Consider the following 23,615-nt stretch of genomic DNA (forward strand, 5'->3'; position numbering starts at 1 on the left):
GTGAGTAGCTTAGACGCGCAAATCAATGCCGATAAAAAACAGCGCAAAACCTTAGTGTTAATAACCAGTATCGCCATGACGGTGGTGATGGTGGGTTATCTTATCTGGTTGTTTGTAATGCGTGGCTATGTGTTAAATGTTGCCCCACAAGCGGCAGCAGCAACGGCACGTATTGATGTGGTCAGCGGGCTTGGTTTTATGCTCGATAACACCCTTTATACTTTGCCAGGCGATACCACAGTATTGGTCAGCGCTGATAAATATATCGCGGCAAAAGTGGCAATTGGCGTAGACTCTCCAGCCAATATCGAGATTGTGCTACAGCCCAAACCCGCTGAGGTGAAAATAACCGCAGCGCCCGCTTTGGATGACTTAATGTGGACGGTGAACGGTCAGCCGGGTCAAGTTGGGGCGGTATTTAGTCAGTCGCTACCTCCCGGTGAATATCAATTGCAACTATCGCACCCTTGGTTTGAGCCACAAAGCTTAACCATTCAAGCAGAAATTGCAGGCAAAATAGAACAAACGCTAACGCTTACGCCAATTGCAGGGCATATGCAAATTACCTCTACGCCAGTTGGCGCGTCTGTGGTGTTAAATGGTGAGATAAAAGGGGTGACACCGCTTGGTTTACCCATTGCGGGTGGCGAATACCAACTGCAAATTCTGCAAACGGGCTATGAAACAAGCCAAGATACTATTCGAATTTCGCAGTCGTTACGGGAAGTTACCCGCCATTATCAATTACTCCCTGAGCAAGCTGAGCTAAAAGTAGATTTAACGCCAAGTGATGGCGTGCTGCTGTTAAACGGCAAGCCAGCTACTGCGCCTGTGAGTGTTGATGCCAATGTGAAACATCTGGTGCGTTATGAGCGGGCGGGTTTTATTGCGCAGCAGCAGGCGCTCACTCTAAGCCCCGGCGAGCGCAAAACCTTGGGCTTTAACTTACAAGCTGAGTATGGCGAGGTGCAGTTTAATGCGGATAAACCCGCTGAGCTGTGGCTGGATGGTAAGTTAGCAGGTACTACGCCACTGAAGCTTAAACTGCAAACCTTACCAACGGCGGTGGAGTTTAAAAAGGTCGGTTTTCGCAGCGTTAAAAAAACCGTAACGGCGAATAGTAAGCAAATGCAGACCGTCAATGCTGAGCTGTTAACTGAATTTGCGGCGCGGCGCAAAGAAGGAAAACCGCTGTTTATTAGTCAGCTTGGTATCAGCATGGAGAAAATCCAAAGCGCGGGGGCAAGTTTTACTATGGGCTCGCCAGTGAATGAAGCGGGCAGGATGCGTCATGAACATCAGCTTGGCGTTAAGTTTTCTAAGCCGTTTTGGGTGTCAAAACATGAGATCACCAATGCGCAATTTGCTGCTATGCAGGGGGCTCAGGCAAGCCAAGCGGGCAATGAGCCGGTTACCAACATCAGTTGGTTAGAGGCAGTGCAATACTGTAATTGGCTGAGTGAGCAAGAAGGTTTGGCGCCTTTTTACCAAGTGCGCGGCAGCCAAGTTGCCATTAATCAAAGCGCGGCGGGATATCGCCTCTTGACCGAAGCTGAGTGGGAGTTTGTGGCTAAGCAATATCGCCGCAGTACCGCTACGGTATACGTTTGGGGCAGCCAAGAACGGGTGAAAGACAAACAAGGCAACTTTGCCGATGCAAGCTTAAAAGGCAAGCAAACCTTTGTGCTCGACAACTATCAAGACGGCTTTAGCGGAAAAGCGCCAGTGGGCAGCTTTAAAGCAGACCGCAGTAATCTCTTTGATTTAGACGGCAACGTGCGCGAATGGGTGTATGACTTTTACACCGTTGCGCCGCCAGCGGCTGGCGAGCAGCTAGATTACAGCGGCCCAAGCTCCTCGGCGGGGCTTGATGGCAGCCATGTGATTAAAGGCGCTTCTTACAAAACCGGCCGTCTTAGCCAGCTACGCGCTAGCGTGCGCGATAAAGGCCAAAATGGCGAAGACGATGTCGGTTTTCGCATTGCGCGTTTTGACGAGTAACAGGCGCAACTTTGAGGGGAACTGACCGATGAAGAAAAAAATCATGATTGCCTTGCTGCTGCTTACTGTGGTCGGCGGTGCGAGCGCTTATTTTGTGTCGTTAGATGCGCCACAAGATTTTCCAACCAATATTTAATGTAGGGATAAATATGGAACATAATCACCAAACCGCGACCATGAACCCGCCGCTGCTGGTTAGTTTTATCGTCTTGGCGGTGTGTTTTACGCTGGTGCAACTGGTTTTTGCTGGGGTAATTCGCCCAGCGGCGGAGGCCGTGTTTGCCACTGCTGGCGCCCAGTCGCTGTCGTCTATTTGGGTGATCCTGAAAGACGTTGAGCAGCAAGTCTGTATTTCCTTACTGTTATTTTGCTTATTTTTAATGGGTTATAAGCTGTGGCGTTTGGTGGATGAAGAAGCGCTGTATACCCGAGACTTTCTTGCCAGCCACGACAAATCTCAACCGCTTAATATTCAACAAGCATTGAGTGAACTTGAAGGCTCAAGCTATCGCGACAACCCCGCCATGGCAACGTGGATAAACTGTATTCGTCGCTTTAAAAATACCAATAATGTTCAGCATGCCGCAGAAGCGATTGCATCTTCTGTTGATGCTTTAGCTGCTCAGTTAGAAAGCGGTAACAATATGATCCGCTATATTATTTGGGCCATTCCGAGTATCGGCTTCGTCGGTACAGTACGTGGGATTGGACAAGCATTGGCACAAGCCGACAAAGCCTTAGCGGGGGATATTTCCGGCATGACAGCCTCGCTAGGGGTCGCCTTTAACTCGACTTTAGTGGCGTTATTTATTTCACTGATTTTGATGTACTTCATGCACTTATTAAATAGCCGTCAGGATGCTATGGTGCTACGCACGCAAGCCTCTTGTGAGCGTTATTTGCTCGCGCATTTACATAACTAATAGCCGATATGCGACTAAAACGACGCGCCGAAGACGGCTTTAATATGTCTTTCTTGGATGTGATGGCTTGCGGCTTAGGCGCGGTGATCTTGATTTTTATTTTGGTCGATTTTAATGCCTTTACCACCACCCCAAGTGAAGAGCAGCAAAAGCTAGAACAAGAGTTAGCCAATGCAACTTTGGCTGAACAAGCGCTCAGCCAAACGCTGGCTGATTTAGAACAGCAAATTGCTGAGCAAGTGGCGCAGCAACAGCAAGATAAAAGCGCTGCGCAAACCAATAGCCAAGCGCAGCAAAAATTGCTCCAAGATATTTCCACACAACTGGCAGTAGTGGCTGATTTAGAACAGCAAATCGCGGCGGTGGCAAAACAAGTGCAACCGGATGCCAGCGTGCAAATAGCTGGGCAAGGCGAGCAAAATTACATTACCGGTATGAAAGTTGAAGGCAAGCACATTGGGATTTTGCTTGATATCAGCGCCTCTATGATGGGCGATAATTTGGTCGAAGTGCTAAGAGCCATGGCGTATCCAGATCAACAGAAAGTGCGACAAGCCAAATGGCAGCGTACGCTCAGAGTGGCCAATTGGTTGCTAGCGCGCGTACCAAAGGACGCCAAAGTGACTGTGATTGCGTTTTCTGAGCAAGCACGCAGCCTTGGTCATCGGCCAGTCAATAGCGCGGCAGCGGCCGACTCACTACAAGCTATTAGTAAAGATATTCAAGCGTTAGTGCCCAACGGCGGCACCAATTTGCAAGTTGGTTTAGACGAGCTCTTTAAAGTTGCGCCATCGGTCAGTGATGTGTACTTAGTCACGGATGGCTTGCCGACCCTGGGCGACGGTTTAAGCGTGAGTTGTAAAGGTGTTTTGAGCAAGAAAAAATCCATTTCTTCCGAGTGTCGTCAGCAATTATTGCTAGCAACTATTAGCCGCAGCCAAAAACCAGTGGCGATGAATGTCATTTTACTGCCGATTGAAGGCGATCCGTATGCCTCGGCAATGTATTGGAACTGGACTCAAGTTACGGGCGGCACCTTTTTAGCCCCCGCACCGGAGTGGCCGTAATGAGAAAGATCCAACGACCGCCTTTAGAGATCTTTACCTTAAGCTTCCTTGATATCATTTCTTGCGCATTTGCTGCGGTGGTGATGTTGGTGCTGCTATCAAAAAATGGCACTGATGGAAACGAACAAGGAGCTGAGAATTTAAGCAATCTCCTTGATATGGTACTGATAGCCGAGCAACAGGTGAATGAACGCCAAGTTGAGGTGTCAGACGCGCAGCAGCGTCTTGCTAAGGTCAGTGCTAGTTCGGCATCGAGTAGCGATGCGGCAAAGAATCTCGCAACTGCTGTACCGCGTGCGCAGCAAACCTTGCTGCAATTACAAGACAAGGCGCAGTCATTACGTGTAGAGCTGCGCCTAGCGACGGCGCGCTTAAATACCCCTAATACGGCAACGAAACCAGAAGATGCGGTAGGTGGTATTCCTACCGATGCTGAATATGTCATCTTCGTCATTGATAATTCAGGCTCTATGGCTGGCGGTGGGCGCTGGCAAAAAGTCATTGAGGTGGTTGGCGATATTCTTAGCAACCATCCCCAAATGAAAGGCTTTCAGGTGATGGCGGCAGATGGCGACTTTTTGTATCCGGGTCAAGAAGGTCAGTGGCTTAGCGATACGCCTACGATGCGGCAAAAGGCTTTGGCACGTATGAAAGGCTTTACTGGCGGTGGCAGTGCGCCTGAAGTCGGAATTAAACGGGCGTTAGATTTATACAAAAAAGAAAGTGGTAAAGTCAGCTTATATGTTTTTGGCGATGACTATCGACCAGCAGATCTTGATGCTATTGTGGGTGGCATTACGAAAGCCAATTTAAATAAAAACGGTAAGCCACATTTTCGTATTCATGGTATTGGCTTTTATCGGCCAAGAGATGGAAATGCCGCGCAATTTGCTGCTTTTATGCAAGCTGTAGCAAAGCGCAATCGCGGTGCTTTTGTCGGGTTAAATTTCTAGTGTCGGGTTAAATTTCTAGTTTAAGGAAAAGCAATGAATCAAGCAGTATTAGTGATTGATGTACAGAGTTGTATTTTCGATGCGGTGCCAGCGCCAGCTGACAGTGGTGTGGTAATTGGAAACATCAACTGTTTAACTGCGTGGGCGCGTGCCGCTCATATCCCAGTGATTATGGTTCAACACGAACAGCCAGATACGCCGATTGCGTATCAAAGCGCGGGTTGGCAACTACAAGCAGGTTTACAGCAAGCCGAAAGTGATTTGCTGGTGCGTAAAACCACGCCAGATTCGTTTTTAAACACCAATTTGGCTGAGTTACTGGCCAAGCAAGAGATTAAAGAACTTATCGTCTGTGGTTATGCTAGCGAATTCTGTGTTGATACCACGGTACGCAGTGCTGCGGCACGAGGTTTTGCGGTGACCATTGCGGCTGACGCCCACACCACGCAGGATAAAGCCCATGCTAAAGGTGGGTTTATCCGTGAGCATCACAATCGTACCCTTTCAGCTATCCGCAGTTTTGGTGTGCCTATTCAAGCTTTGAACACAGCGAATATTGTTGGCGAAATGAAAAGTGCTGCCAGTATGGGAGTGGCGAGATAATATTGGCAAGTTGTCTCAGTACTTAGAAGATACCCGTGCAAAACAAGGAATAACTATGGATAACCCGACAACACAATTTAAGCAAGTGCTGGATTTTTGGTTTGTAGAAAGTGAGCCGAAACAGTGGTTTAACGGTGGGGAAGCGTTCGATGAAGTGATTAAATCGCGTTTTACCGACTTGCTAGCACAAGCCATTGCTGGGGAGCTCCACCACTGGCGTTTATTTGGTCAAGGGCGCTTGGCGGAAGTGATTATTTTAGACCAATTTTCTCGCAATATTTATCGCGGTAACGCACACGCCTTCGCCCAAGACCCACAAGCCCTGACCTTGGCACAAGAAGCCGTCGCGATGGGGACGCTTGAGCAACTGACACCAGTTGAACAAGCCTTTTTGCTCATGCCTTATATGCACAGTGAGTCACGTCATATCCACGAATTAGCGGTACCGCTGTTTAAGCAGTATGGTGAGCCAAGCAACTATGAGTTTGAACTCAAACATAAAAGCATAATTGATAAGTTTGGTCGCTATCCGCATCGCAATGCCATACTGGGGCGTGAGTCTAGCGCCGAAGAGTTAGCGTTTTTACAGCAGCCGGATTCTAGTTTTTGACCCTCATCGGTTAACTCAGACGGTTCGTCGGGAAATTCACCTAAGCTCTGCGTACTTGGGTATAATCAGGCTTTAAGTGCAAAGAGAAGTGAGTTAAATGATCTCCCCCATTCGAGCCACGGATTGGACTGCTATTGTTGAGATCCAAGCTGAGGTTTATCACGCGGTTGAGCCGGAAAGTTTGTCGGTATTACAAGCTAAATGGCTGATGTCGCCGGAAACCTGTTTTGTTTATCGTGATGTATCTGGTGAAATCGGTGGCTATTTATTGGCGCATCGGTGGCACAGTGAAACGCCCCCTAAGTTGTATCAACAACTTGCAGCAGCGGACGGGCACATTTTATTCCTGCATGACTTAGCTATTTCGCAGCGTTTAGCAGGGCAAGGTGCGGGTCGGGCGATGGTGGAGCATTTGCTGGCGGTAGCCAAAACCCACGGCTATCAGCAAAGTTTATTGGTATCGGTACAAGACTCGGTGCAGTTTTGGCAAAAGTTTGGCTATACCGAAACCAATCAAATCGCCTCAGCCAGCTATGGTGAGGGCGCAGCCGTGATGATAAACAACTTAGTTTAATAAACGATAGAAAGGGTTAAATAGCCGCTTTTATAATTAAGTTATCTATAATTTTGATAGAGATTTTAGGCAGAGCCTAAAGAGTGATAACCACCAACTGGCGTTGGTGGTTAAAGACAGAAAATGATATGCAAAACTAATGCGCTTATGCCTCGGCAATAAAAATAGCGCGTAGTGGCGCAGGGTAGCCCTCGATGGTTTTGCTGATGTCGTTCGGATCTAAAAAGTCCTTTAACGACTCAGTTTGCATCCATTCGGTGCTGCGCTGCTCATCTAATGATGTGACATCTTTATTGACCACGCGGACGTTTTTAAAGCCCACCCGTTCAAGCCATAACTTTAACGCATCACAACTTGGGATATACCATACGTTGCGCATTTTCGCGTAGCGGTCGGTAGGAACCAGCGCAGTATGCACATCACCTTCCACCACTAACGTTTCGAGCACTAGCTCGCCGCCTTTACGTAATTGCGCTTTAAGCTGCGCCAAAAAGTCGATAGGTGAGCGGCGATGGTATAACACCCCCATCGAAAATACTGTATCAAACGCTTTAAGCTCAGGTAATTGCTCTACACCCAGCGGTAAAAAGTGCACGTTCGGATCGGGCAAGTAATGCTTAATGGTTTGAAATTGGGCCAAAAACAGATCAGAAGGGTCTATCCCAACCACCATTTGCGCACCCGCGCCACGCATCCGCCATAAGTGATAGCCAGAGCCACAGCCAATATCTAACACATGGCGACCATGTAATGGGCTAATGTGAGGTAACAATCTGTCCCATTTCCAATCGCTGCGCCATTCGGTATCAATATGAATACCATGCAAAAAGAACGGGCCTTTACGCCACGGCATTAACCGTTTTAAGAGATGTTCTAACTGCTTTTTTTGCCCATCAGCGAGTTCATCGCCACGGCCAATTTCGACCTTAGTTTGAATATCAAAGTGTTGACTTGAAACAACCGGCAGGTTTTTCAATACCTTTTCCCATTGTGACCATTCGCCATGCTGGGTTTCTTTTTGCCAGTGGGTTAGTTGCGCAGGTAAAGTATCTAGCCAATGGGCGAGGGGCGATTTAGCAATCGCGGCGTAAAAATCATTAAACCAATGCTGCATGCGAAAACCCTCTCACTATTTGACCGCAACTAACGAACAGAAATTAAAACACTGATACCACACTTGGGTTTGGCTAAAGCCGGTTGCCTGTAAGCGGGCAACATGAGTGCTGAGCTTATCGGTGATCATGACATTCTCAATGGCGGTGCGCTTTTGGCTGATCTCAAGTTCAGAGTAGCCATTGGCACGCTTAAAGTCATGGTGAAGGTCAATCAGCAAATTATCGTTGTAGTCATTCTCAGCACGAATTTTTTCACTCAGTAAAAGTACACCGCCCGGTTTTAATGCCGCGAAGATTTTCGCGAGCAGCGCTTGGCGAGCTTCTGGCGCAATAAACTGTAAGGTAAAGTTCATTGCCACTACACTGGCATTACTGAGCGCAACATCATTAATGTCGCCCAATTGCACTTTGACTGGCACCTCAGATTTAAACCCTTGCAGGTGTAATTCACAGCGCTGCACCATGGCTTCAGAGTTATCAATCGCGATGATCTGGCAATTTTCTTTGGCAATATTGCGGCGCATACTAAGTGTTACCGCACCTAAAGAACAGCCCAAGTCGTACAAGGTCGAATTGCTTTGTGCGAATTGCCCAGCCAACTTGCCCATGGTGCTGACAATAGTGGCATAACCCGGCACTGAACGCTGGATCATATCTGGGAACACTTCCACCACACGTTGGTCAAAAGTGAAGTCTTTAACATTCTGCTCTTGGGCATAAATACTGTCTGTGCCGCTCACAATGTGTCTCTCTTTGCAAATAATCGCGCTATTTTAGCATTTTATTCTGGATAGTCAGTGATAAATTGATAAGCTTGGCTAGTATTAACAATAAGATCAAAAAGAGATAACGAATGTCGAGAAGCAAAGTGATCACAACCGAAGATATCCTATCTACGTTATGCCATTCAGTGACTGAGGTATTGTCCTCGGCGTCGGGAAATTCCATCAGCTATTCTGCCATGGTGCAAAAAATCACGCGTACATGTATGCGCCCAGATATTGGCTGTTTTGTGTTATTTGACGGCGGTTTTACAGGATTAGTGGTAACCAATTTCACCGCGCAAGCGGCAATGGAAATTTACCAAGACTATATGCGCAGCATGGGGATGCCGGAAGAGGAAATCGCGCAAAGCCATTTATCGGACGACGTATCGAACGTGATGGGTGAGCTGATGAACCAAATCGTCGGTGACTTTACCAGTAAGGTGCGTGAGCAGCTACACACCTCAATTACGCAAAACCAACCTAAAATGATGGCGATTACCAAGCAAGTGCAAATTTCTGTGGATACCACTATGGATAGACCACAAGCACGCCGCGTAACCTTCACCACGCAAAATCAAAATATTTTCTATTTAGAATTAGCAATGGATAAAACAGAGTTTATCAAGCTACACGATTTTGATATTGCCGAATCAGTCGACCCAGATACCATCATCGCGAACCAAGCAAAAAAAGCCCAAGATAAGAAAAAGGCTGCAAATGCTGAGGTAGAAAATGATGCAGACGATGACTTTATGGCGCAATTAGGGCTGTAAAGATAAAACAAAATGACAAAAGGGCGCGTTAGGCGCCTTTTTCCATTTTTGGCGCTTATTACACCTCAGGCTGATAAAAACTCAGTGCTTTTTGTTCCAGCACTAAGAATAAGCGCAAATCTAGCTCTAGTTGATGGTAATCGGGCGTCATATGACAACAGAGCTGATAAAAGGCTTTGTTGTGGTCATATTCTTTAAAATGCGCCAGCTCATGGACTACTAAACAGCGCAGCAGCGCTTCAGGCGCCGCACGTAACTGATTGGCAATGGCAATATGATGCTTAGCTTTTAATTTGCCGCCATGTTGTTGGCGTTGAAAGGTGTGCGTACCTAAGGCATTTTTTACTAAATCAGCCTGCTTTTTATAGCCAACAGAATCCAGCCTTGGGGTATTTTTTAAATAGCGCTGTTTAAAGCCATTGGTGTAATCGGCCAGTTGCTTATCACTACGTAAGTCATGCGGCTCAGGGTACTTGTTTTGAAAATACTGGGTAAGGCGCTCATCATCCGCTATCAACTGCTGGATCTGTTGCTGTAAATTCTCTGGGTAGTGAAGAAAGTAAGAATGAAACGCCATAGTAAAGTGCCAAATAAGTTTAAAACGCCAAAGCAAGCGCAGATTTTATCGCGTTTCAGTCAAGCGAGACAACCAAAAAGCCAAAGCCAATCCGGCGCAAAGCTAGAACAAGCTGTTTTGCACGCTTTCTTGTTCAGCAGGAAAGGGCGCCAATACTTGATGTGAATAGCCTAAATCATGAATAAATTGCCGTGCAAGTAACGGCGAGTCAAAGTTATCGGCGGTATGAAAAAACACATACGGGGTTTTGCCTTCATCGAGCCATTGGCGAATTTTATTTAGCCATGGCGCGTAAAAGGCACGGTTGTCGACAAGTGTACTGCAGCCTACAAAGCGCAGCATAGGGGCGCTACTGGTGGCAATCACATTAACGGGTACTCTTGGCTTTTTGCGCTGTGCGTCAATGATGGCAGGGGTAGTTGCTGGCTCACTAAATAGTGGGCGAGTATCCATGATAATGCGATTAATGCTGTGGTCTAACAAATAGCGGTTAAACTGGCGCTCGGCTTCACCTTTTTGGAAAAATGCCGGATGGCGCACTTCAATGCCGAGGGGTAAATCCTTTGGTAATTGTGCCAACAGGGCTGCAACTTGTGGTAGTTGCAGCGGCGTGACGCTCGCAGGTAACTGCAAAATCAACATGCCGATTTTTGCAAACAAGGGTTCAAACAACTGACACCAAGCCAATACTGCTTGCGGGTCTGGTTGGAGTCCAGATTCATGGCTAAAACGTTTGGGGAGTTTAAAGGTAAAGCGAAACGTATCGGGCACAGCATCATGCCAAGTTTGCACTGTTGCGGGACTCGGATCGGCGTAAAAACTGGTGTTGCCTTCAACGGAGTTAAAGATTTGACTGTATTCATGCAGCATGTCGGCGGCTTTACAATGGCGACTAAAAAATCGTCCGCGCCAGTGTTGGCTTCCCCATTGTGGACATCCCAAATACAGCATTACAACCCTCAAGATCCTCGAAACCCGCTTAGCCTAACAAATTTTTTGCAAATGCTCCTGTTTTTTCAAAAACAGCTTGGCATTTCGGATGACTTTAAGCGCCAGTTTTATATAATTGGCGGATATTTTTTACCTAAGTGCCGCCAAGCGAGGCAGTTAGGATTCGTTGAACAGGAAGATTATGCGCTCTATATACTGCGGAAAACTTAATAAATCGCACGTAGGTCAAGAGGTTGAGCTATGTGGTTGGATCAACAAACGCCGTGATTTAGGTGGTTTGATTTTCGTTGACCTTCGTGATCGTGAAGGCATCGTGCAAGTTGTTTTTGATCCAGAAGTTGACGGCCTGATGGATAAAGCCAACGGTCTTCGTCAAGAATTCTGTGTGCAGATCAAAGGATCTGTACGCGCACGCCCAGACAGCCAAGTCAATAAAGATATGGCCACTGGCGAAGTGGAAATTTTAGGCACAGACTTAACGATTGTTAACCGTGCAGAGCCACTACCACTAGACTTTAACCAACAAAACTCTGAAGAGCGTCGTTTAAAGTACCGTTATTTAGACTTACGTCGTCCAGAAATGAGTGACCGTATCAAGCTGCGTGCAAAAGCCAGCAGTTTTGTTCGCCGTTTCTTAGACAGCAATGATTTCCTTGATATCGAAACGCCAGTATTAACTAAAGCGACGCCAGAAGGTGCGCGCGACTACTTAGTACCAAGCCGTGTGCATAAAGGTAGCTTCTACGCGTTACCACAGTCACCGCAGTTGTTTAAGCAATTGTTGATGATGTCTGGTTTTGACCGTTACTACCAAATCGTTAAGTGCTTCCGTGATGAAGACTTACGTGCTGACCGTCAACCAGAATTTACCCAAATCGATATCGAAACCTCATTTATGACCTCGGACCAAGTTCGTGCTGTGACCGAGCGTATGATCCGTGAAATGTGGCAAACATTCTTAAATGTGGACTTGGGTCAATTCCCAGTCATGCCATACAGCGAAGCGATGAGCCGTTTTGGTTCAGATAAGCCAGACTTACGTAATCCGCTGGAAATCGTGGACGTTGCAGATTTGCTAAGAGACGTTGAGTTCCAAGTGCTAGCAGGTCCAGCAAACGACGAAAAAGGTCGTGTTGCGGTCATTAAAGTACCAGGTGGCGCAGCGCTTTCGCGTAAGCAAATTGACGATTATACCAAGTTTGTTGGCATTTATGGTGCCAAAGGCTTGGCATGGTTAAAAGTGAACGACCTTGCATTAGGCCTTGAAGGCATTCAATCACCGATTGCAAAATTCTTAAATGAAGCGGTGATCAAAGCGTTACTTGAGCGCACAGGTGCACAAACTGGCGATATCCTGCTATTTGGTGCGGACAAGCGTAAAGTTGTCAACGAAGCGCTGGGAGCGTTACGCATTAAACTTGGTTTAGACCTAGAATTAACGCGTCTTGACCAATGGGCGCCGCTATGGGTTGTTGACTTCCCAATGTTTGAAGAAGACGACGAGGGCAATCTACACGCAGTTCACCATCCATTTACTGCACCAAAAGGGGTGTCGGCTCAAGAGTTGGAAGCAAACCCAGCTAATACATTGTCTGATGCCTACGATATGGTGCTAAACGGTTATGAAGTGGGTGGTGGTTCAGTACGTATCCACAACAACCAAATGCAACAAACTGTGTTCCGTATTCTCGGCATCGATGAGCAAGAGCAGCAAGATAAGTTTGGCTTCTTGCTTGAAGCATTAAAGTACGGTACACCACCGCATGCAGGTTTAGCATTCGGTTTAGACCGCTTAGTGATGTTGCTGTGTGGCACAGATAACATCCGTGATGTCATCGCGTTCCCGAAAACCACGCAAGCGTCATGTTTAATGACCAATGCGCCAAGCGTGGCCAATGCTGATGCGCTCAAAGAGCTGGCAATTGCCATCGATTTAGCGGCATTGAAAGCTAGCGCGGAATAAAAATCGAGCAAAAGGGCGGCACAAGCCGCCTTTTTTGTGTCTCTAGGAAAAGTTACTGGAAATTCATACAGTATTACGGCACACTTAGCGCAAACAACAATAATGAGGTGCGCGTGGCAATCATACTTGGTATCGATCCCGGATCACGGTTTACAGGCTATGGTGTGATAGCACATCAAGGGAGCCGTTTTCAGTATCTTGGCAGTGGTTGTATCAAAGTGGGCGACCACGATTTTCCCATCCGTTTGAAAATGATCTTTCAAGGTATCAGCCAGCTCATCGAACAGTTTTCCCCAACCAGTTTTGCCATTGAACAAGTGTTTATGGCACATAACCCAGACTCAGCGTTGAAACTCGGGCAGGCAAGGGGCGCAGCAATTGTTGCGGCAACCTTGCAAGAACTGCCAGTGTGTGAATATTCCGCACGGCAAATAAAACAAGCGGTTGTTGGTACTGGCGCGGCCAAAAAAGAACAAGTACAACACATGGTTAAGCAGCTGCTGAAATTACCCGGCACACCCCAAGCCGATGCGGCCGATGCGCTAGCTGTGGCAATTTGCCATGCTCATTCAGAACAAAATTTAATTCGTCTGGCGGGTAATGCCAGCAAAACCGTACGCGGACGTTTAAGACGCTAAAGAGGAATTATGATCGGACGTTTACAAGGTCAATTGGTTGAGAAACAGCCGCCAGAAGTGCTGATTGATATTAATGGCGTAGGCTACGAAGTGGCGCTACCTATGACCTGTTTTTATGAGTTACCAAAAATTGGCGAACAAGTGACTATCTACACCCATTTTGTGGTGCGCGAAGATGCTCAGTTATTGTTTGGTTTTAAAACCAAAGAGCGCCGCAGTCTCTTTCGTGAGTTGCTTAAAGCCAACGGCGTTGGCCCTAAACTGGCTTTGGCGATTTTATCTGGCATGTCGGCGCAGCAATTTATCCATTGTGTGCATAACGAAGATGCCTCTACGTTAGTGAAAATTCCCGGTGTTGGTAAGAAAACGGCTGAGCGTTTGGTATTGGAATTAAAAGATCGCCTCAAAGATTGGGGTAATGACTTACTCACACCATTCAGCGATGACGCTATATTAGCACCACAGCAAGATCCTACCGTTGCCAATACCCCGCAAGATGATGCCATTGCAGCTTTACTGGCTTTAGGCTATAAACCTGCACAGGCACAAAGTGCAGTGAAAAAAGTCGCAAAAGCGGGTATGACCACCGAGGGCATAATTAAAGACGCCCTAAAATCTATGATGTGAGAAAACCATGATTGAAGCTGATCGCCTCATCGATGCTGGCGTGAAAGGCCAAGAAGACGTTGTTGACCGCGCCATTCGACCAAAGCTATTGGCTGATTATACCGGCCAGCCTCATGTTAAGAAGCAAATGGAGATCTTCATTGAAGCGGCGCGTAGTCGTAGCGAAGCGCTCGATCATTTGCTGATTTTTGGCCCACCTGGGCTTGGTAAAACCACGTTGGCCAATATTGTGGCTAATGAGTTACAAGTCAATATCAAAACCACTTCAGGGCCAGTGCTTGAAAAAGCGGGCGACTTAGCGGCACTGCTAACCAATCTTGAAGAAGGGGATGTGCTGTTTATTGACGAAATTCATCGCCTAAGTCCACAGGTTGAAGAGATCTTGTATCCCGCGATGGAAGACTATCAGCTGGATATTATGATAGGTGAAGGACCGGCCGCGCGCTCAATTAAGCTCGACTTGCCGCCTTTTACGTTAATTGGCGCAACCACCCGAGCGGGCTCGTTAACCTCACCACTACGTGACCGTTTTGGCATTGTGCAGCGGCTAGAGTTTTACAATGTCGCTGATTTAACCCAAATCGTGTCACGCTCTGCGCATTTTCTTGCGTTAGAGATCTCAGATGCGGGCTCAGAAGAGGTTGCCAAGCGCTCGCGTGGTACGCCGCGTATTGCCAACCGCTTATTACGTCGAGTACGGGATTACGCGCAGGTCAAAGGTGATGGTAGCGTATCGCAAACTATCGCCAAGGCGGCGCTTGATATGGTGGATGTCGATAATTGCGGTTTTGATTATATGGATCGTAAGTATCTACTCGCTATTATTGAAAAGTTTATGGGTGGTCCGGTTGGTTTAGACAACTTGGCTGCTGCAATTGGTGAAGAGCGCGAGACAATAGAAGACGTGATTGAGCCGTTTTTAATTCAGCAGGGTTTTATTCAACGCACACCGCGTGGCCGTATGGTTTCTGACCGTGCCTACCAACATTTTGGTTTAACTAAACCCGAATAACGTTGCACTGTTGCCAAAGCGCTAGGGATAAATGACCCCAGCGCTTTATTATTCTGTCTTTGCTTGAGCGTCATTTTAAACAGTTGTTTCCCATCACTGTTTACATCTTAGTTTGCCTTGTGCCCGCAGGTGAATATTTCTCATTGATATTTTCTGCAAAATATCCGTTTGTCACGTACAATGTAATTTTATTGTAAAATAAAATAATCAATAATTTACATTTCTACGTCACAGGATCTGATCATGAAACCTTTAAACTTTGCGCTTAAACCACTTTGGCTCGTATGTGCCACAGTAACTTTATCCAGTTGTAGTGTGGTTGACCGTAAACCCGATGTTCCTAAAGAGCAAGTTCAACCCGTTACGGCGGTTGGGCAAGTGCCAGATCGTAAATGGCTTGACCAAGGTTGGTCAGAAAAGCTACGCCAAGACTTTTGGTATACCGGCCAAGGCTCGCAAATTATCCCGTATGTGTGGTTTATGTGGTTAGAGCAGCCTGACAATAACAAGCTTTTTCGCGATGGCGAGCACATGGAAATGTTGCGTTATTTGCCCAATAACAGCAGTAATGCCAACCCCGGTGGTTTGCCAATTGGTTTTGCGTTACACAATAATCAAACTACCGGACAGGCGTGGGTGGGTATGACCTGTGCGGCCTGCCACACCAATCAATTAGATTATAAAGGCACTAAATTGCTTATTGAAGGGGCGCCAACCTTAGCCAACTTTGTGCTGTTTTTTAATCGCCTCAATGCGGCGTTAGCGGCAACGTTGAACGATAACCAAAAGTTCAGCCGATTTGCTATCAATGTTTTAAAAGACGACGCCTCACAAGAAAAAATAGAAGACTTACGCCAAGACCTAATGCAAGTTGCAATGGCAACGGCGGAGCGGCAAGCCGTTAATGATTTACCGGCGGATTATCCTGACGATTTTACCAGCTATGCGCGGCTTGACGCCTTTGGCAATATTCAAAACGCAGGGACGGCGTTTGCGCTGGATGATCTTAATAACCGCAATGCGCCGACAGCACCAGTGTCTTATCCATTTATTTGGGGTACGCATCAATCTGACGTGGTGCAATGGAATGCCTCGGCACCAAATACGCCGATAGTTGGCCCATTGGTGCGTAATATTGGTGAAGTAGTTGGGGTGTTTGGTTCATTGTCTATCCACAAGGCACCGCTTTGGGAAAAGCTCGTAGACAAGCATGTCAGTTATAGCTCTACTGTGGATTTAAATGGTTTAGGCCAGTTAGAGGCATGGGTAAAAACGCTGCGCCCACCAGTATGGCCTGAGCAATATTTGCCGGGGATAGATATTGATAAAGCGGCGAGGGGTAAAATGGTATTCCAAGCAAATTGCGTAAGCTGCCATCAAATTATCGCCCCACAGGATGTTTTAAACGATTATGTAGCCACAAGAGTACCTGTAAAGGAAGTCGGCACAGATCCTACTATGTCTAACAATGCCAGCTGCCACATGGCGAAAACCTTAATTCTAGAAGGCACGAAAACCTTTATTTTGGCTGGCGATAAATTTGCGGCCACTGACAGTGCGATAGACATTCCCGTCAATGGTGTGGTCGGTTTGGTGCTAAAAGATCCGATCAAAGCACTAAAAGCGGGAGCAATAGCCGAAAAGACAGGCACTGACGGTGAAAAGACCACGCTCATCAAGTCTATTGAAGAACGGATCAAAGCACACGTTGAGAATCGCGACAAGCTCACCCCGAATACCAATGAGGATTGCGTTGATGGATTCTATGATGCTGGAGTGTACAAAGCGCGACCATTGAATGGCATTTGGGCAACCGCACCTTACTTACATAATGGCTCGGTGCCAGATCTGTGGTCGTTATTACAGAGTCCGCAGCAACGCCCAAGCACTTTTTGGGTGGGTAGCCGAGAATTTGATCCAGTTAAAGTCGGTTATGACACAACACAAGGCCTTAACTTGTTTAAGGTAAATAAAGCGGATGGTACTGTGCAGGCTGGTAACTCCAATGACGGACACCTTTATGGTACTAGCTTATCTGACGATGAAAAGTGGCAATTAGTTGAGTTTATGAAGACGCTATAAACAGTTTCTCATCATTTGATAGAGAAGTAGGGCTAATGATTGAGGGCGGGGAGCTGACAAGTAACCCGCTTTTTTATTGGCTTGGGTGTTGTCTACAAAGCTAATTGATTGTTTGTGCCTATGATTATTTTAGGCAAAAAAAAGCCCGCAAAAATGCGGGCAAAACAACAAGTTGAAGGAAGTAATCCAGGGAACAAAGATGAGTCTGTTTAGGTTTTATCCCAAAGTTCGTCATCTGGGCAATACGACAAATCAGTAATCATATTGCCAACAACTGTGCTTAGCATCTGCGACGCTGTGTGCTCAGTACAGGATGTATATTACGGATCTTCGGAAAAATGTTCAAACTAGAAAAATTACAGTTTCAAATTAAAAAAACTAATGCTATGAGATATAGGTTTATTGCGTTAATTGCGATTAATAAGTTTAAAATTGGTGCAACCTTATGAAAAATATGACAATTAACATTTGGTTGAAAATCACTCAAAATAAAATTAATTGTTGGAAAATGGTCTGACCAAATGCGTTTTGGGCGACTATTCACTGATCTTGCATAAAACATGGAGTTTTGTGGCTTTGGATGAATAAATACAGACATACTCATGCAAAGGAATGGGAAACTGAGTGCTAGCTGAATATGGCGAAAAGCCCGCAAATTTATTTAGTCGTTAATTCCTTGGAATTCATGGCAATCTCGTTGTATCCGCTGTAGTTGGCGGGTAAACTAGTTGAACCTTTCATAAAGCGTTCAGTCTATTGGATTACAATTTGTAGCCATTATGTCTAGTAGGAGAATAATAAGTGGAATCTGGACTCAACTTCATTGACCTCATTCTTAAAGCCAGTTTTTTAGTGCAACTTGTAATGTTGACCTTAGTCGGTCTTTCGGTTGCTTCTTGGGCAATTATCTTCCAACGGAAAAAGGTCATTGGCAGTGCGTTGACTGACGCGAAAAGATTTGAACAAAGATTTTGGTCAGGCAGCGAATTAAGCAAACTATATAATGAAGTTACCGCACGTGGTGTCCAGCAAGAGGGTCTTGAAGCGTTATTTGTTGCAGGTTTTAAAGAGTTTGCCCGTCATCAAAAAAACAGCATTAATTCAGCGGGCTTGATTATTGAAGGTACACACCGTTCAATGCGTGTCGCGCTTTCTCGAGAAGTAGAAAAACTTGAGTCAAGCTTATCATTTTTAGCCACCGTTGGTTCTATCAGCCCTTACATCGGCCTATTTGGTACGGTATGGGGGATCATGAATGCTTTTATCGCGTTAGGCCAAGTTCAGCAAGCGACCTTACAAATGGTTGCTCCCGGTATCGCCGAGGCGTTGATTGCCACTGCAATGGGTTTGTTTGCGGCTATTCCAGCGGTAATGGCTTATAACCGTTATGCGAAAAACGTAGAAAAGTTGGAAACACTTTACATTAACTTTATGGAAGAGTTTGCCAATATCCTACATCGCCAAGCAGCAGCGCAAGCCGAGGCTAAGCAAAATGTACCTGCGTAAAAAAAGAAAACAAGTTGCTGAAATCAATGTCGTTCCTTATATCGACGTTATGTTGGTGTTGCTTATCATCTTTATGGCAACAGCGCCGTTAATCACGCATGGTGTCAAAGTTGATTTGCCAAAAATGGAACAGTCGGAGCTGGTTGACAACAAAGATGTACCGCCAATTATTGCCTCAATAGATGCGCAAGGGCGTTACTACGTTAGTGTGGGTACTGACCCCGAAAAACCAATGGATGCAGTGGAAGTCGCAGCAATTATCAAACTGAAGTTGCAGCAAAACCCAAACACGCCAGTGATGATAAAAGGCGACGGTAAAGTCTCTTATCAGGAAGTGTTGTTGTTAATGGACTTTTTGAAGAATGCCGGTGTACCGTCGGTTGGCCTGATGACGAAATCGTTTGATAAAGGGTAAGCAGGCAATGCAACAAAGTGTAATAAAATCACTGGTCCTGCATGTGGCAATTGCCGCGCTACTGTTAGTGACGGCTGATTTTCATATGCCAAAGCCAGATGTACTCGAAGTGGTGCTCAATCCTGAGCAAATCCAAGAGTCAGAGCAAGTGGTTGAAGCCGTCGCTGTTGACCAACGTGCAGTAGAACTGAAAGTTGCAGAACTTAAAGCTGCTGAAGACGAGAAAAGGCGTGCTGAAGAGCGTCGCATTCGTGATTTAGAACGCCGTGCCAAAGAAGCCAAAGAAACTCGTGAAGAAGAAGCCAGACGAATTAAAAAGCTAGAACAAGAACGTAAAGTTCAAGAAGCTGAACGTCAAAAGGCTGAAGCTGAAGCGAAAAAGGCCAAAGAGATAGAGAAGAAGCAGCGCGAGGATGCGCAAAAAGCGCAGCAAGAAAAAGTAGCAGCTGAAAAAGCCGCTAAGGCTGCCGCGCAAAAACGCAAGGAAGAAGAAGAGGCGCTACGCAAGGCTGAAGATGAGCGTAAAAAGCGTGAACAAGAAGCTAAACGCCGTGCCGCAGAAGAAGAACGACGTCGCCAGCAAGCGCTTGAAGAGCAAATGCTGCAAGACCAGTTGGCTAAAGAAGCCGCTGCCCGTGCCAAAGTGCGCCAGCAACAGGTCTTGTCTGAGGTAGATAAATACAAAGCATTGATCATGCAGCGTATTCAACAAAACTTGTTGATAGACGAAAAAATGAAAGGGCAAGAGTGTCGTTTGAACATTCGCTTGGCCTTCAATGGCTTGGTGACTCAGGCGACGTCACTTGGTGGCGATATGCTGGTGTGCGAAGCCGCGCTGCGTGCCGTGCGTATGGCAGATACTTTACCTGTGTCACCAGACAAAGATGTATTTGAACAACTAAAAAATATTAACCTAACAATTAGGCCGAATATCTAAAAAGGAAAACTATGTTCCATAAAATGAAGACCTTTTTGCTAGTTGTTGTTGCCTGTTGGCAATGGCAGGCTCAAGCTGCACTAGAAATTGTTATCACCGAAGGTATCGACGGTGCGCGTCCGATAGCCATAGTACCTTTTAAATATGAAGGTGTTGGCACCTTGCCAATGCAACCAAGCGATATTATCGCTGCGGATTTGATGCGTAGCGGTAAGTTTAAACCTATTGCGGTGGCGGACATGCCAGAGTTACCGACATCGGATGAAAACGTTAATTACAACGCTTGGGTAAACAAAGGCGTTGAAGCTATCGTAGTTGGCACTGTGACACAGCAACCAGCTGGGCGTTACTTGGTTAAGTATGAGTTAATTGACGTGATCCGCGGTCAGATCACGGGTGGACAAACGCGGATGATGAGCAATGGTCGTTTAACCAAAAGTCAGGATCACATCCAAGAGTCACGACAAAGTGTGGTGGAAACGTCGGGTTTTCGTCGCTATGCGCACAAAATCAGTGACACAGTATACGAGGCGTTAACCGGTGAGCGCGGCGCATTTTTAACTAAAATTGCCTACGTCATCGTGCGTGAGCAAGATGATAAGCCTTACCAGCTAGTGGTAGCCGATTACGATGGTTATAACGAGCAAATCTTATTACGCTCAAAAGAGCCTTTGATGTCTCCGGCATGGTCGCCAGATGGTACTAAGCTCGCTTATGTGACTTTTGAGAATCGTCAAAGTCAGATTTATATTCAGGATCTTTATACTGGGAAACGTCAGTTAGTTACGACTTATCCTGGTATTAATGGTGCACCGCAGTTTTCTCCAGATGGTACGCAATTGTTACTGGTACTATCAAAAGATGGCGACGGTGCGACGGAAATTTACCTTTTGGATTTGGCAACAAAGCGTGAAAAGCGAATTACAAATCATCGTAGTATCGACACTGAGCCAAGTTGGCATCCAAATGGTAAGGATATTGTTTTTACATCGGAAAGGGGTGGTAATGCCCAGATTTATCAGTTAAATTTACAAACTGGTAGGTCAAAGCGACTGACCTTTGATGGTGACATGAACTTAGCTGGCTCTATTACACCTGATGGGAAGCAGCTGGTCATGGTAAATAGAACGTTAGGGCAATATCACCTAGCTAAGAAAGACTTAAATACAAATGCGTTTCAAGTGTTAACAAGAACGCGTTTGGATGAATCACCAAGCATCGCGCCAAACGGCTCAATGATCATTTACAGTACTTTGCACAACAATAAGCAAGTGTTGGCGCTGGTATCTATGGATGGTCGTTTTAAAGCACGCTTACCTGTGCTGGATGGCCAAGTGAAAGCGCCTGCCTGGTCGCCTTTCTTAAATTAGAATTTTGCTGGTTAGATTTAAAAGAAATAGGAATATACTCGATGCAACTGAACAAAATTATTAAAGGTCTTTTAATCGCTGTCCCTGTCATGACGCTAGCTGCTTGTAGCTCATCTTCAAACGTTGATGAGTCAGCTGCTAACCAAAGCAACCAAGCGACAAGCCAAACTGATAACGGCAATGTTGAAGTAAGCACTATTGCCCGTGAAAAATCAGCAGAAGAAAAGCTACGTGAGAAATACGAAGCACTACGTCAAGAGCAAATCATTTACTTCGACTTTGATAAATCAACTATTCAAAGCCAATTTACTGAGTTGCTACAAGCTCACGCAGATTTCTTAGTTAAGAATCCATCTGTAAAAGTATTAATCGAAGGTCATGCTGATGAGCGTGGCACACCTGAGTACAACATTGCTCTAGGTGAAAGCCGTGCTAAGTCTGTAGCGAAATACCTACAAAGCCTAGGTGTAAGCGACAGCCAAATTTCAGTAGTGAGCTACGGTGAAGAGAAACCGATGATCAAATCACGTACTGAAGAAGCGTTTGCGAAAAACCGTCGCGCAGTACTGGTATACTAATAAGATAGAATAGAGTGATGAAGCCGAAACACGTTTTGGCAGCCTTACTACTCTCGTGCGGGAGCGTCCACGTGTTGGCCGCTCCCGCACCTGTTTCTGAGGCTGCAGGTTCAAAATCAAGTCTGGATGCACGTTTAGCTCAGCTGGAAAGCTTGATGCAATCGCGCAATATTATGCAAGCTGAAATGCAACAACAGATCATTGTTTTGCAAGATGAAGTCAGTCAGCTACGTGGTATCACCGAAGAACAAAGCTACAAGCTGGAAAAAGTGTTACAGCGGCAACGCGAGTTATATCAGGAAATCGAGAATAGAGTTTCTCGTGTGCCTGAGCAAGCGACTTCGCCAGTTGCGAATGTTACCGTGACGCCGGATACAGCGATTAGCAGTAACTTATCGGAAAACGAAGCCTACGATCGCGCTGTGGCGCTTATCATGAAAGACAAGCGCTATGATGCAGCCATCCCGGAATTTGAAGCCTTCCTGAAAAAGTTCCCAAATTCAGTATATGAGCCGAATGCCCATTATTGGCTCGGGCAGTTGTTGTCCATCAAGAATGATGATCAGCAGGCTGTCGGTCATTTTAAGCGCGTAGTTGACAATTATGCCGACTCAAATAAACGCCCAGATGCAATGCTGAAGCTTGGTAACCTTTACGAAAAGCTTGGACAGTTGGATGCAGCAAAACAGATATTGACCAAATTGGTGCAACAATATCCAAGCACGACTGCTGCAAAAATGGCGGCGGATCGCCTTGCCAAACTGTAGCGCTGTGCAAACACCGCAGATGTCTAATCCGATTTGTGTATATTTGTGACAAATTGATTTAAAATTAGGCATCTAGCAGTGTTTATTGAAAAAAAATGCGGTTTTCAGTTGCACTCCTTTTTTAAATAAGTATTATAAGCGCCCGCAGCAGGCGATAGATGATATCAAAACAGCTGCATCGAGTGGGTCATTAGCTCAGTTGGTAGAGCAGTGGACTTTTAATCCATTGGTCGATGGTTCGAGTCCATCATGACCCACCACTTAATTTGTAAATGATATCTTAGAGCGGGTCATTAGCTCAGTTGGTAGAGCAGTGGACTTTTAATCCATTGGTCGATGGTTCGAGTCCATCATGACCCACCATTTGCATTTGAAGTTGATTTATCCAGAGCGGGTCATTAGCTCAGTTGGGTGAGTAAAACCGAAGCGCAGCTTCGCAGTTTACGAACGCGAGTCAGGACGACGAGCTGGCCCAGAGCTTCAGGATGATTATAACCCCGGATAAAATAGAGCGGGTCATTAGCTCAGTTGGTAGAGCAGTGGACTTTTAATCCATTGGTCGATGGTTCGAGTCCATCATGACCCACCATGCTACTTCAAGTTACAGATATCACCAGAGCGGGTCATTAGCTCAGTTGGTAGAGCAGTGGACTTTTAATCCATTGGTCGATGGTTCGAGTCCATCATGACCCACCATTTACACTTTAAGTTATCTATATCCAGAGCGGGTCATTAGCTCAATTGGGTGAGTAAAACCGAAGCGCAGCTTCGCAGTTTATGAACGCGAGTCAGGACGACGAGCCGGC

General features: G+C 46.1%; 23 protein-coding genes and 4 tRNA genes. 23 read left to right on the forward strand and 4 right to left on the reverse strand.

The features are described from left to right. From ACFOEE_RS16095 to ACFOEE_RS16125, 7 genes are all read left to right on the forward strand, one after another. Complete coding sequence (locus ACFOEE_RS16095) at positions 1-2,001, forward strand: SUMF1/EgtB/PvdO family nonheme iron enzyme (RefSeq protein WP_377126541.1); 2,001 nt, start codon at positions 1-3, stop codon at positions 1,999-2,001. A gap of 149 nt (positions 2,002-2,150) precedes the next feature. Beyond that, positions 2,151-2,924, forward strand: a complete 774-nt coding sequence (locus tag ACFOEE_RS16100) for a MotA/TolQ/ExbB proton channel family protein (protein ID WP_377126544.1) — start codon at positions 2,151-2,153, stop codon at positions 2,922-2,924. Between the two features lie 8 nt (positions 2,925-2,932). After that, the gene (locus ACFOEE_RS16105) at positions 2,933-3,991 is read left to right on the forward strand and encodes a VWA domain-containing protein (protein WP_377126547.1); all 1,059 of its coding nucleotides are present in this window, start codon (positions 2,933-2,935) and stop codon (positions 3,989-3,991) included. Further along, positions 3,991-4,944 (forward strand): VWA domain-containing protein, encoded by a 954-nt coding sequence (locus ACFOEE_RS16110; RefSeq protein WP_377126550.1) that lies wholly within the window; start codon positions 3,991-3,993, stop codon positions 4,942-4,944. Before ACFOEE_RS16105 ends, ACFOEE_RS16110 begins: the two co-directional genes overlap by 1 nt. A gap of 33 nt (positions 4,945-4,977) precedes the next feature. Further along, on the forward strand, positions 4,978-5,547 hold the full coding sequence (locus ACFOEE_RS16115; RefSeq protein WP_377126553.1) for a cysteine hydrolase family protein: 570 nt from the start codon (positions 4,978-4,980) through the stop codon (positions 5,545-5,547). Positions 5,548-5,602: 55 nt separating this feature from the next. Then, a complete protein-coding gene (locus ACFOEE_RS16120; RefSeq protein WP_377126556.1) occupies positions 5,603-6,157 on the forward strand; it encodes a DUF924 family protein in 555 nt (184 codons plus the stop codon). Positions 6,158-6,254: 97 nt separating this feature from the next. Further along, positions 6,255-6,731: a GNAT family N-acetyltransferase gene (locus tag ACFOEE_RS16125; protein ID WP_377126558.1), complete on the forward strand. Its 477-nt coding sequence runs from the start codon at positions 6,255-6,257 to the stop codon at positions 6,729-6,731. 145 nt (positions 6,732-6,876) lie between these two features. Here the strand turns inward: ACFOEE_RS16125 and cmoB are convergent, their stop codons facing one another. Together cmoB and cmoA are read right to left on the reverse strand one after the other, a co-directional pair. Next, complete coding sequence (cmoB, locus tag ACFOEE_RS16130) at positions 6,877-7,845, reverse strand: tRNA 5-methoxyuridine(34)/uridine 5-oxyacetic acid(34) synthase CmoB (protein WP_377126561.1); 969 nt, start codon at positions 7,843-7,845, stop codon at positions 6,877-6,879. Between the two features lie 15 nt (positions 7,846-7,860). Next, positions 7,861-8,586: a carboxy-S-adenosyl-L-methionine synthase CmoA gene (gene cmoA / locus ACFOEE_RS16135; protein WP_377126564.1), complete on the reverse strand. Its 726-nt coding sequence runs from the start codon at positions 8,584-8,586 to the stop codon at positions 7,861-7,863. A gap of 113 nt (positions 8,587-8,699) precedes the next feature. Here cmoA and ACFOEE_RS16140 point away from each other — a divergent pair, with 113 nt between their 5' ends. Next, positions 8,700-9,386 (forward strand): DUF3334 family protein, encoded by a 687-nt coding sequence (locus ACFOEE_RS16140; RefSeq protein ID WP_377126567.1) that lies wholly within the window; start codon positions 8,700-8,702, stop codon positions 9,384-9,386. A 58-nt stretch (positions 9,387-9,444) separates the two neighbouring features. Here ACFOEE_RS16140 and ACFOEE_RS16145 read toward each other — a convergent pair whose 3' ends face one another. Together ACFOEE_RS16145 and ACFOEE_RS16150 are read right to left on the reverse strand one after the other, a co-directional pair. Then, a complete protein-coding gene (locus ACFOEE_RS16145; protein ID WP_377126570.1) occupies positions 9,445-9,963 on the reverse strand; it encodes a M48 metallopeptidase family protein in 519 nt (172 codons plus the stop codon). A gap of 102 nt (positions 9,964-10,065) precedes the next feature. After that, a complete protein-coding gene (locus ACFOEE_RS16150) occupies positions 10,066-10,914 on the reverse strand; it encodes a DUF72 domain-containing protein (protein ID WP_377126573.1) in 849 nt (282 codons plus the stop codon). 181 nt (positions 10,915-11,095) lie between these two features. Here ACFOEE_RS16150 and aspS point away from each other — a divergent pair, with 181 nt between their 5' ends. From aspS to ACFOEE_RS16225, 15 genes are all read left to right on the forward strand, one after another. Next, on the forward strand, positions 11,096-12,877 hold the full coding sequence (gene aspS, locus ACFOEE_RS16155) for an aspartate--tRNA ligase (RefSeq protein ID WP_377126576.1): 1,782 nt from the start codon (positions 11,096-11,098) through the stop codon (positions 12,875-12,877). 113 nt (positions 12,878-12,990) lie between these two features. Next, positions 12,991-13,515: a crossover junction endodeoxyribonuclease RuvC gene (gene ruvC, locus ACFOEE_RS16160; protein WP_377126579.1), complete on the forward strand. Its 525-nt coding sequence runs from the start codon at positions 12,991-12,993 to the stop codon at positions 13,513-13,515. Between the two features lie 9 nt (positions 13,516-13,524). Continuing rightward, on the forward strand, positions 13,525-14,142 hold the full coding sequence (ruvA, locus tag ACFOEE_RS16165; RefSeq protein ID WP_377126582.1) for a Holliday junction branch migration protein RuvA: 618 nt from the start codon (positions 13,525-13,527) through the stop codon (positions 14,140-14,142). A gap of 7 nt (positions 14,143-14,149) precedes the next feature. Continuing rightward, positions 14,150-15,154 (forward strand): Holliday junction branch migration DNA helicase RuvB, encoded by a 1,005-nt coding sequence (gene ruvB, locus ACFOEE_RS16170; protein WP_377126585.1) that lies wholly within the window; start codon positions 14,150-14,152, stop codon positions 15,152-15,154. Between the two features lie 243 nt (positions 15,155-15,397). Next, positions 15,398-17,236: a di-heme-cytochrome C peroxidase gene (locus ACFOEE_RS16175; RefSeq protein ID WP_377126588.1), complete on the forward strand. Its 1,839-nt coding sequence runs from the start codon at positions 15,398-15,400 to the stop codon at positions 17,234-17,236. Positions 17,237-18,037: 801 nt separating this feature from the next. Beyond that, a complete protein-coding gene (gene tolQ / locus ACFOEE_RS16180) occupies positions 18,038-18,742 on the forward strand; it encodes a protein TolQ (RefSeq protein WP_377126591.1) in 705 nt (234 codons plus the stop codon). Beyond that, positions 18,729-19,157: a protein TolR gene (gene tolR, locus ACFOEE_RS16185; RefSeq protein WP_377126594.1), complete on the forward strand. Its 429-nt coding sequence runs from the start codon at positions 18,729-18,731 to the stop codon at positions 19,155-19,157. The genes tolQ and tolR overlap by 14 nt, the downstream gene beginning before the upstream one ends. A 7-nt stretch (positions 19,158-19,164) precedes the next feature. Beyond that, the gene (tolA, locus tag ACFOEE_RS16190) at positions 19,165-20,094 is read left to right on the forward strand and encodes a cell envelope integrity protein TolA (RefSeq protein WP_377126597.1); all 930 of its coding nucleotides are present in this window, start codon (positions 19,165-19,167) and stop codon (positions 20,092-20,094) included. An 11-nt stretch (positions 20,095-20,105) separates the two neighbouring features. Next, positions 20,106-21,464, forward strand: a complete 1,359-nt coding sequence (gene tolB / locus ACFOEE_RS16195; protein ID WP_377126600.1) for a Tol-Pal system beta propeller repeat protein TolB — start codon at positions 20,106-20,108, stop codon at positions 21,462-21,464. A 41-nt stretch (positions 21,465-21,505) separates the two neighbouring features. Continuing rightward, a complete protein-coding gene (gene pal, locus ACFOEE_RS16200) occupies positions 21,506-22,042 on the forward strand; it encodes a peptidoglycan-associated lipoprotein Pal (protein WP_377126603.1) in 537 nt (178 codons plus the stop codon). Between the two features lie 17 nt (positions 22,043-22,059). Further along, a complete protein-coding gene (gene ybgF, locus ACFOEE_RS16205; RefSeq protein WP_377126606.1) occupies positions 22,060-22,809 on the forward strand; it encodes a tol-pal system protein YbgF in 750 nt (249 codons plus the stop codon). Between the two features lie 184 nt (positions 22,810-22,993). Further along, positions 22,994-23,069: transfer RNA gene (locus ACFOEE_RS16210), tRNA-Lys, on the forward strand. 27 nt (positions 23,070-23,096) lie between these two features. Then, positions 23,097-23,172, forward strand: a tRNA-Lys gene (locus ACFOEE_RS16215). A gap of 150 nt (positions 23,173-23,322) precedes the next feature. Beyond that, positions 23,323-23,398, forward strand: a tRNA-Lys gene (locus ACFOEE_RS16220). Positions 23,399-23,429: 31 nt separating this feature from the next. Further along, positions 23,430-23,505: transfer RNA gene (locus ACFOEE_RS16225), tRNA-Lys, on the forward strand. The last annotated feature ends 110 nt before the right edge of the window (positions 23,506-23,615 follow it).

Origin of the sequence: Pseudoalteromonas fenneropenaei, from assembly GCF_042643375.1 — a bacterium.
Lineage (GTDB): Bacteria > Pseudomonadota > Gammaproteobacteria > Enterobacterales > Alteromonadaceae > Pseudoalteromonas > Pseudoalteromonas fenneropenaei.

What these genes read in the sequence shown, in the direction of transcription:
- ACFOEE_RS16125 (WP_377126558.1), top strand. Translation starts at nt 6,255, where the DNA reads ATGATCTCCCCCATTCGAGCCACGGATTGGACTGCTATTGTTGAGATC.
- ACFOEE_RS16120 (WP_377126556.1), top strand. Translation starts at nt 5,603, where the DNA reads ATGGATAACCCGACAACACAATTTAAGCAAGTGCTGGATTTTTGGTTT.
- ruvA (WP_377126582.1), top strand. Translation starts at nt 13,525, where the DNA reads ATGATCGGACGTTTACAAGGTCAATTGGTTGAGAAACAGCCGCCAGAA.
- ACFOEE_RS16100 (WP_377126544.1), top strand. Translation starts at nt 2,151, where the DNA reads ATGGAACATAATCACCAAACCGCGACCATGAACCCGCCGCTGCTGGTT.
- tolA (WP_377126597.1), top strand. Translation starts at nt 19,165, where the DNA reads ATGCAACAAAGTGTAATAAAATCACTGGTCCTGCATGTGGCAATTGCC.
- ACFOEE_RS16110 (WP_377126550.1), top strand. Translation starts at nt 3,991, where the DNA reads ATGAGAAAGATCCAACGACCGCCTTTAGAGATCTTTACCTTAAGCTTC.
- aspS (WP_377126576.1), top strand. Translation starts at nt 11,096, where the DNA reads ATGCGCTCTATATACTGCGGAAAACTTAATAAATCGCACGTAGGTCAA.
- ACFOEE_RS16140 (WP_377126567.1), top strand. Translation starts at nt 8,700, where the DNA reads ATGTCGAGAAGCAAAGTGATCACAACCGAAGATATCCTATCTACGTTA.
- ACFOEE_RS16105 (WP_377126547.1), top strand. Translation starts at nt 2,933, where the DNA reads ATGCGACTAAAACGACGCGCCGAAGACGGCTTTAATATGTCTTTCTTG.
- ybgF (WP_377126606.1), top strand. Translation starts at nt 22,060, where the DNA reads ATGAAGCCGAAACACGTTTTGGCAGCCTTACTACTCTCGTGCGGGAGC.
- tolB (WP_377126600.1), top strand. Translation starts at nt 20,106, where the DNA reads ATGTTCCATAAAATGAAGACCTTTTTGCTAGTTGTTGTTGCCTGTTGG.
- tolR (WP_377126594.1), top strand. Translation starts at nt 18,729, where the DNA reads ATGTACCTGCGTAAAAAAAGAAAACAAGTTGCTGAAATCAATGTCGTT.
- ACFOEE_RS16150 (WP_377126573.1), bottom strand. Translation starts at nt 10,914, where the DNA reads ATGCTGTATTTGGGATGTCCACAATGGGGAAGCCAACACTGGCGCGGA.
- pal (WP_377126603.1), top strand. Translation starts at nt 21,506, where the DNA reads ATGCAACTGAACAAAATTATTAAAGGTCTTTTAATCGCTGTCCCTGTC.
- ACFOEE_RS16145 (WP_377126570.1), bottom strand. Translation starts at nt 9,963, where the DNA reads ATGGCGTTTCATTCTTACTTTCTTCACTACCCAGAGAATTTACAGCAA.
- cmoB (WP_377126561.1), bottom strand. Translation starts at nt 7,845, where the DNA reads ATGCAGCATTGGTTTAATGATTTTTACGCCGCGATTGCTAAATCGCCC.
- ruvB (WP_377126585.1), top strand. Translation starts at nt 14,150, where the DNA reads ATGATTGAAGCTGATCGCCTCATCGATGCTGGCGTGAAAGGCCAAGAA.
- ACFOEE_RS16115 (WP_377126553.1), top strand. Translation starts at nt 4,978, where the DNA reads ATGAATCAAGCAGTATTAGTGATTGATGTACAGAGTTGTATTTTCGAT.
- ACFOEE_RS16175 (WP_377126588.1), top strand. Translation starts at nt 15,398, where the DNA reads ATGAAACCTTTAAACTTTGCGCTTAAACCACTTTGGCTCGTATGTGCC.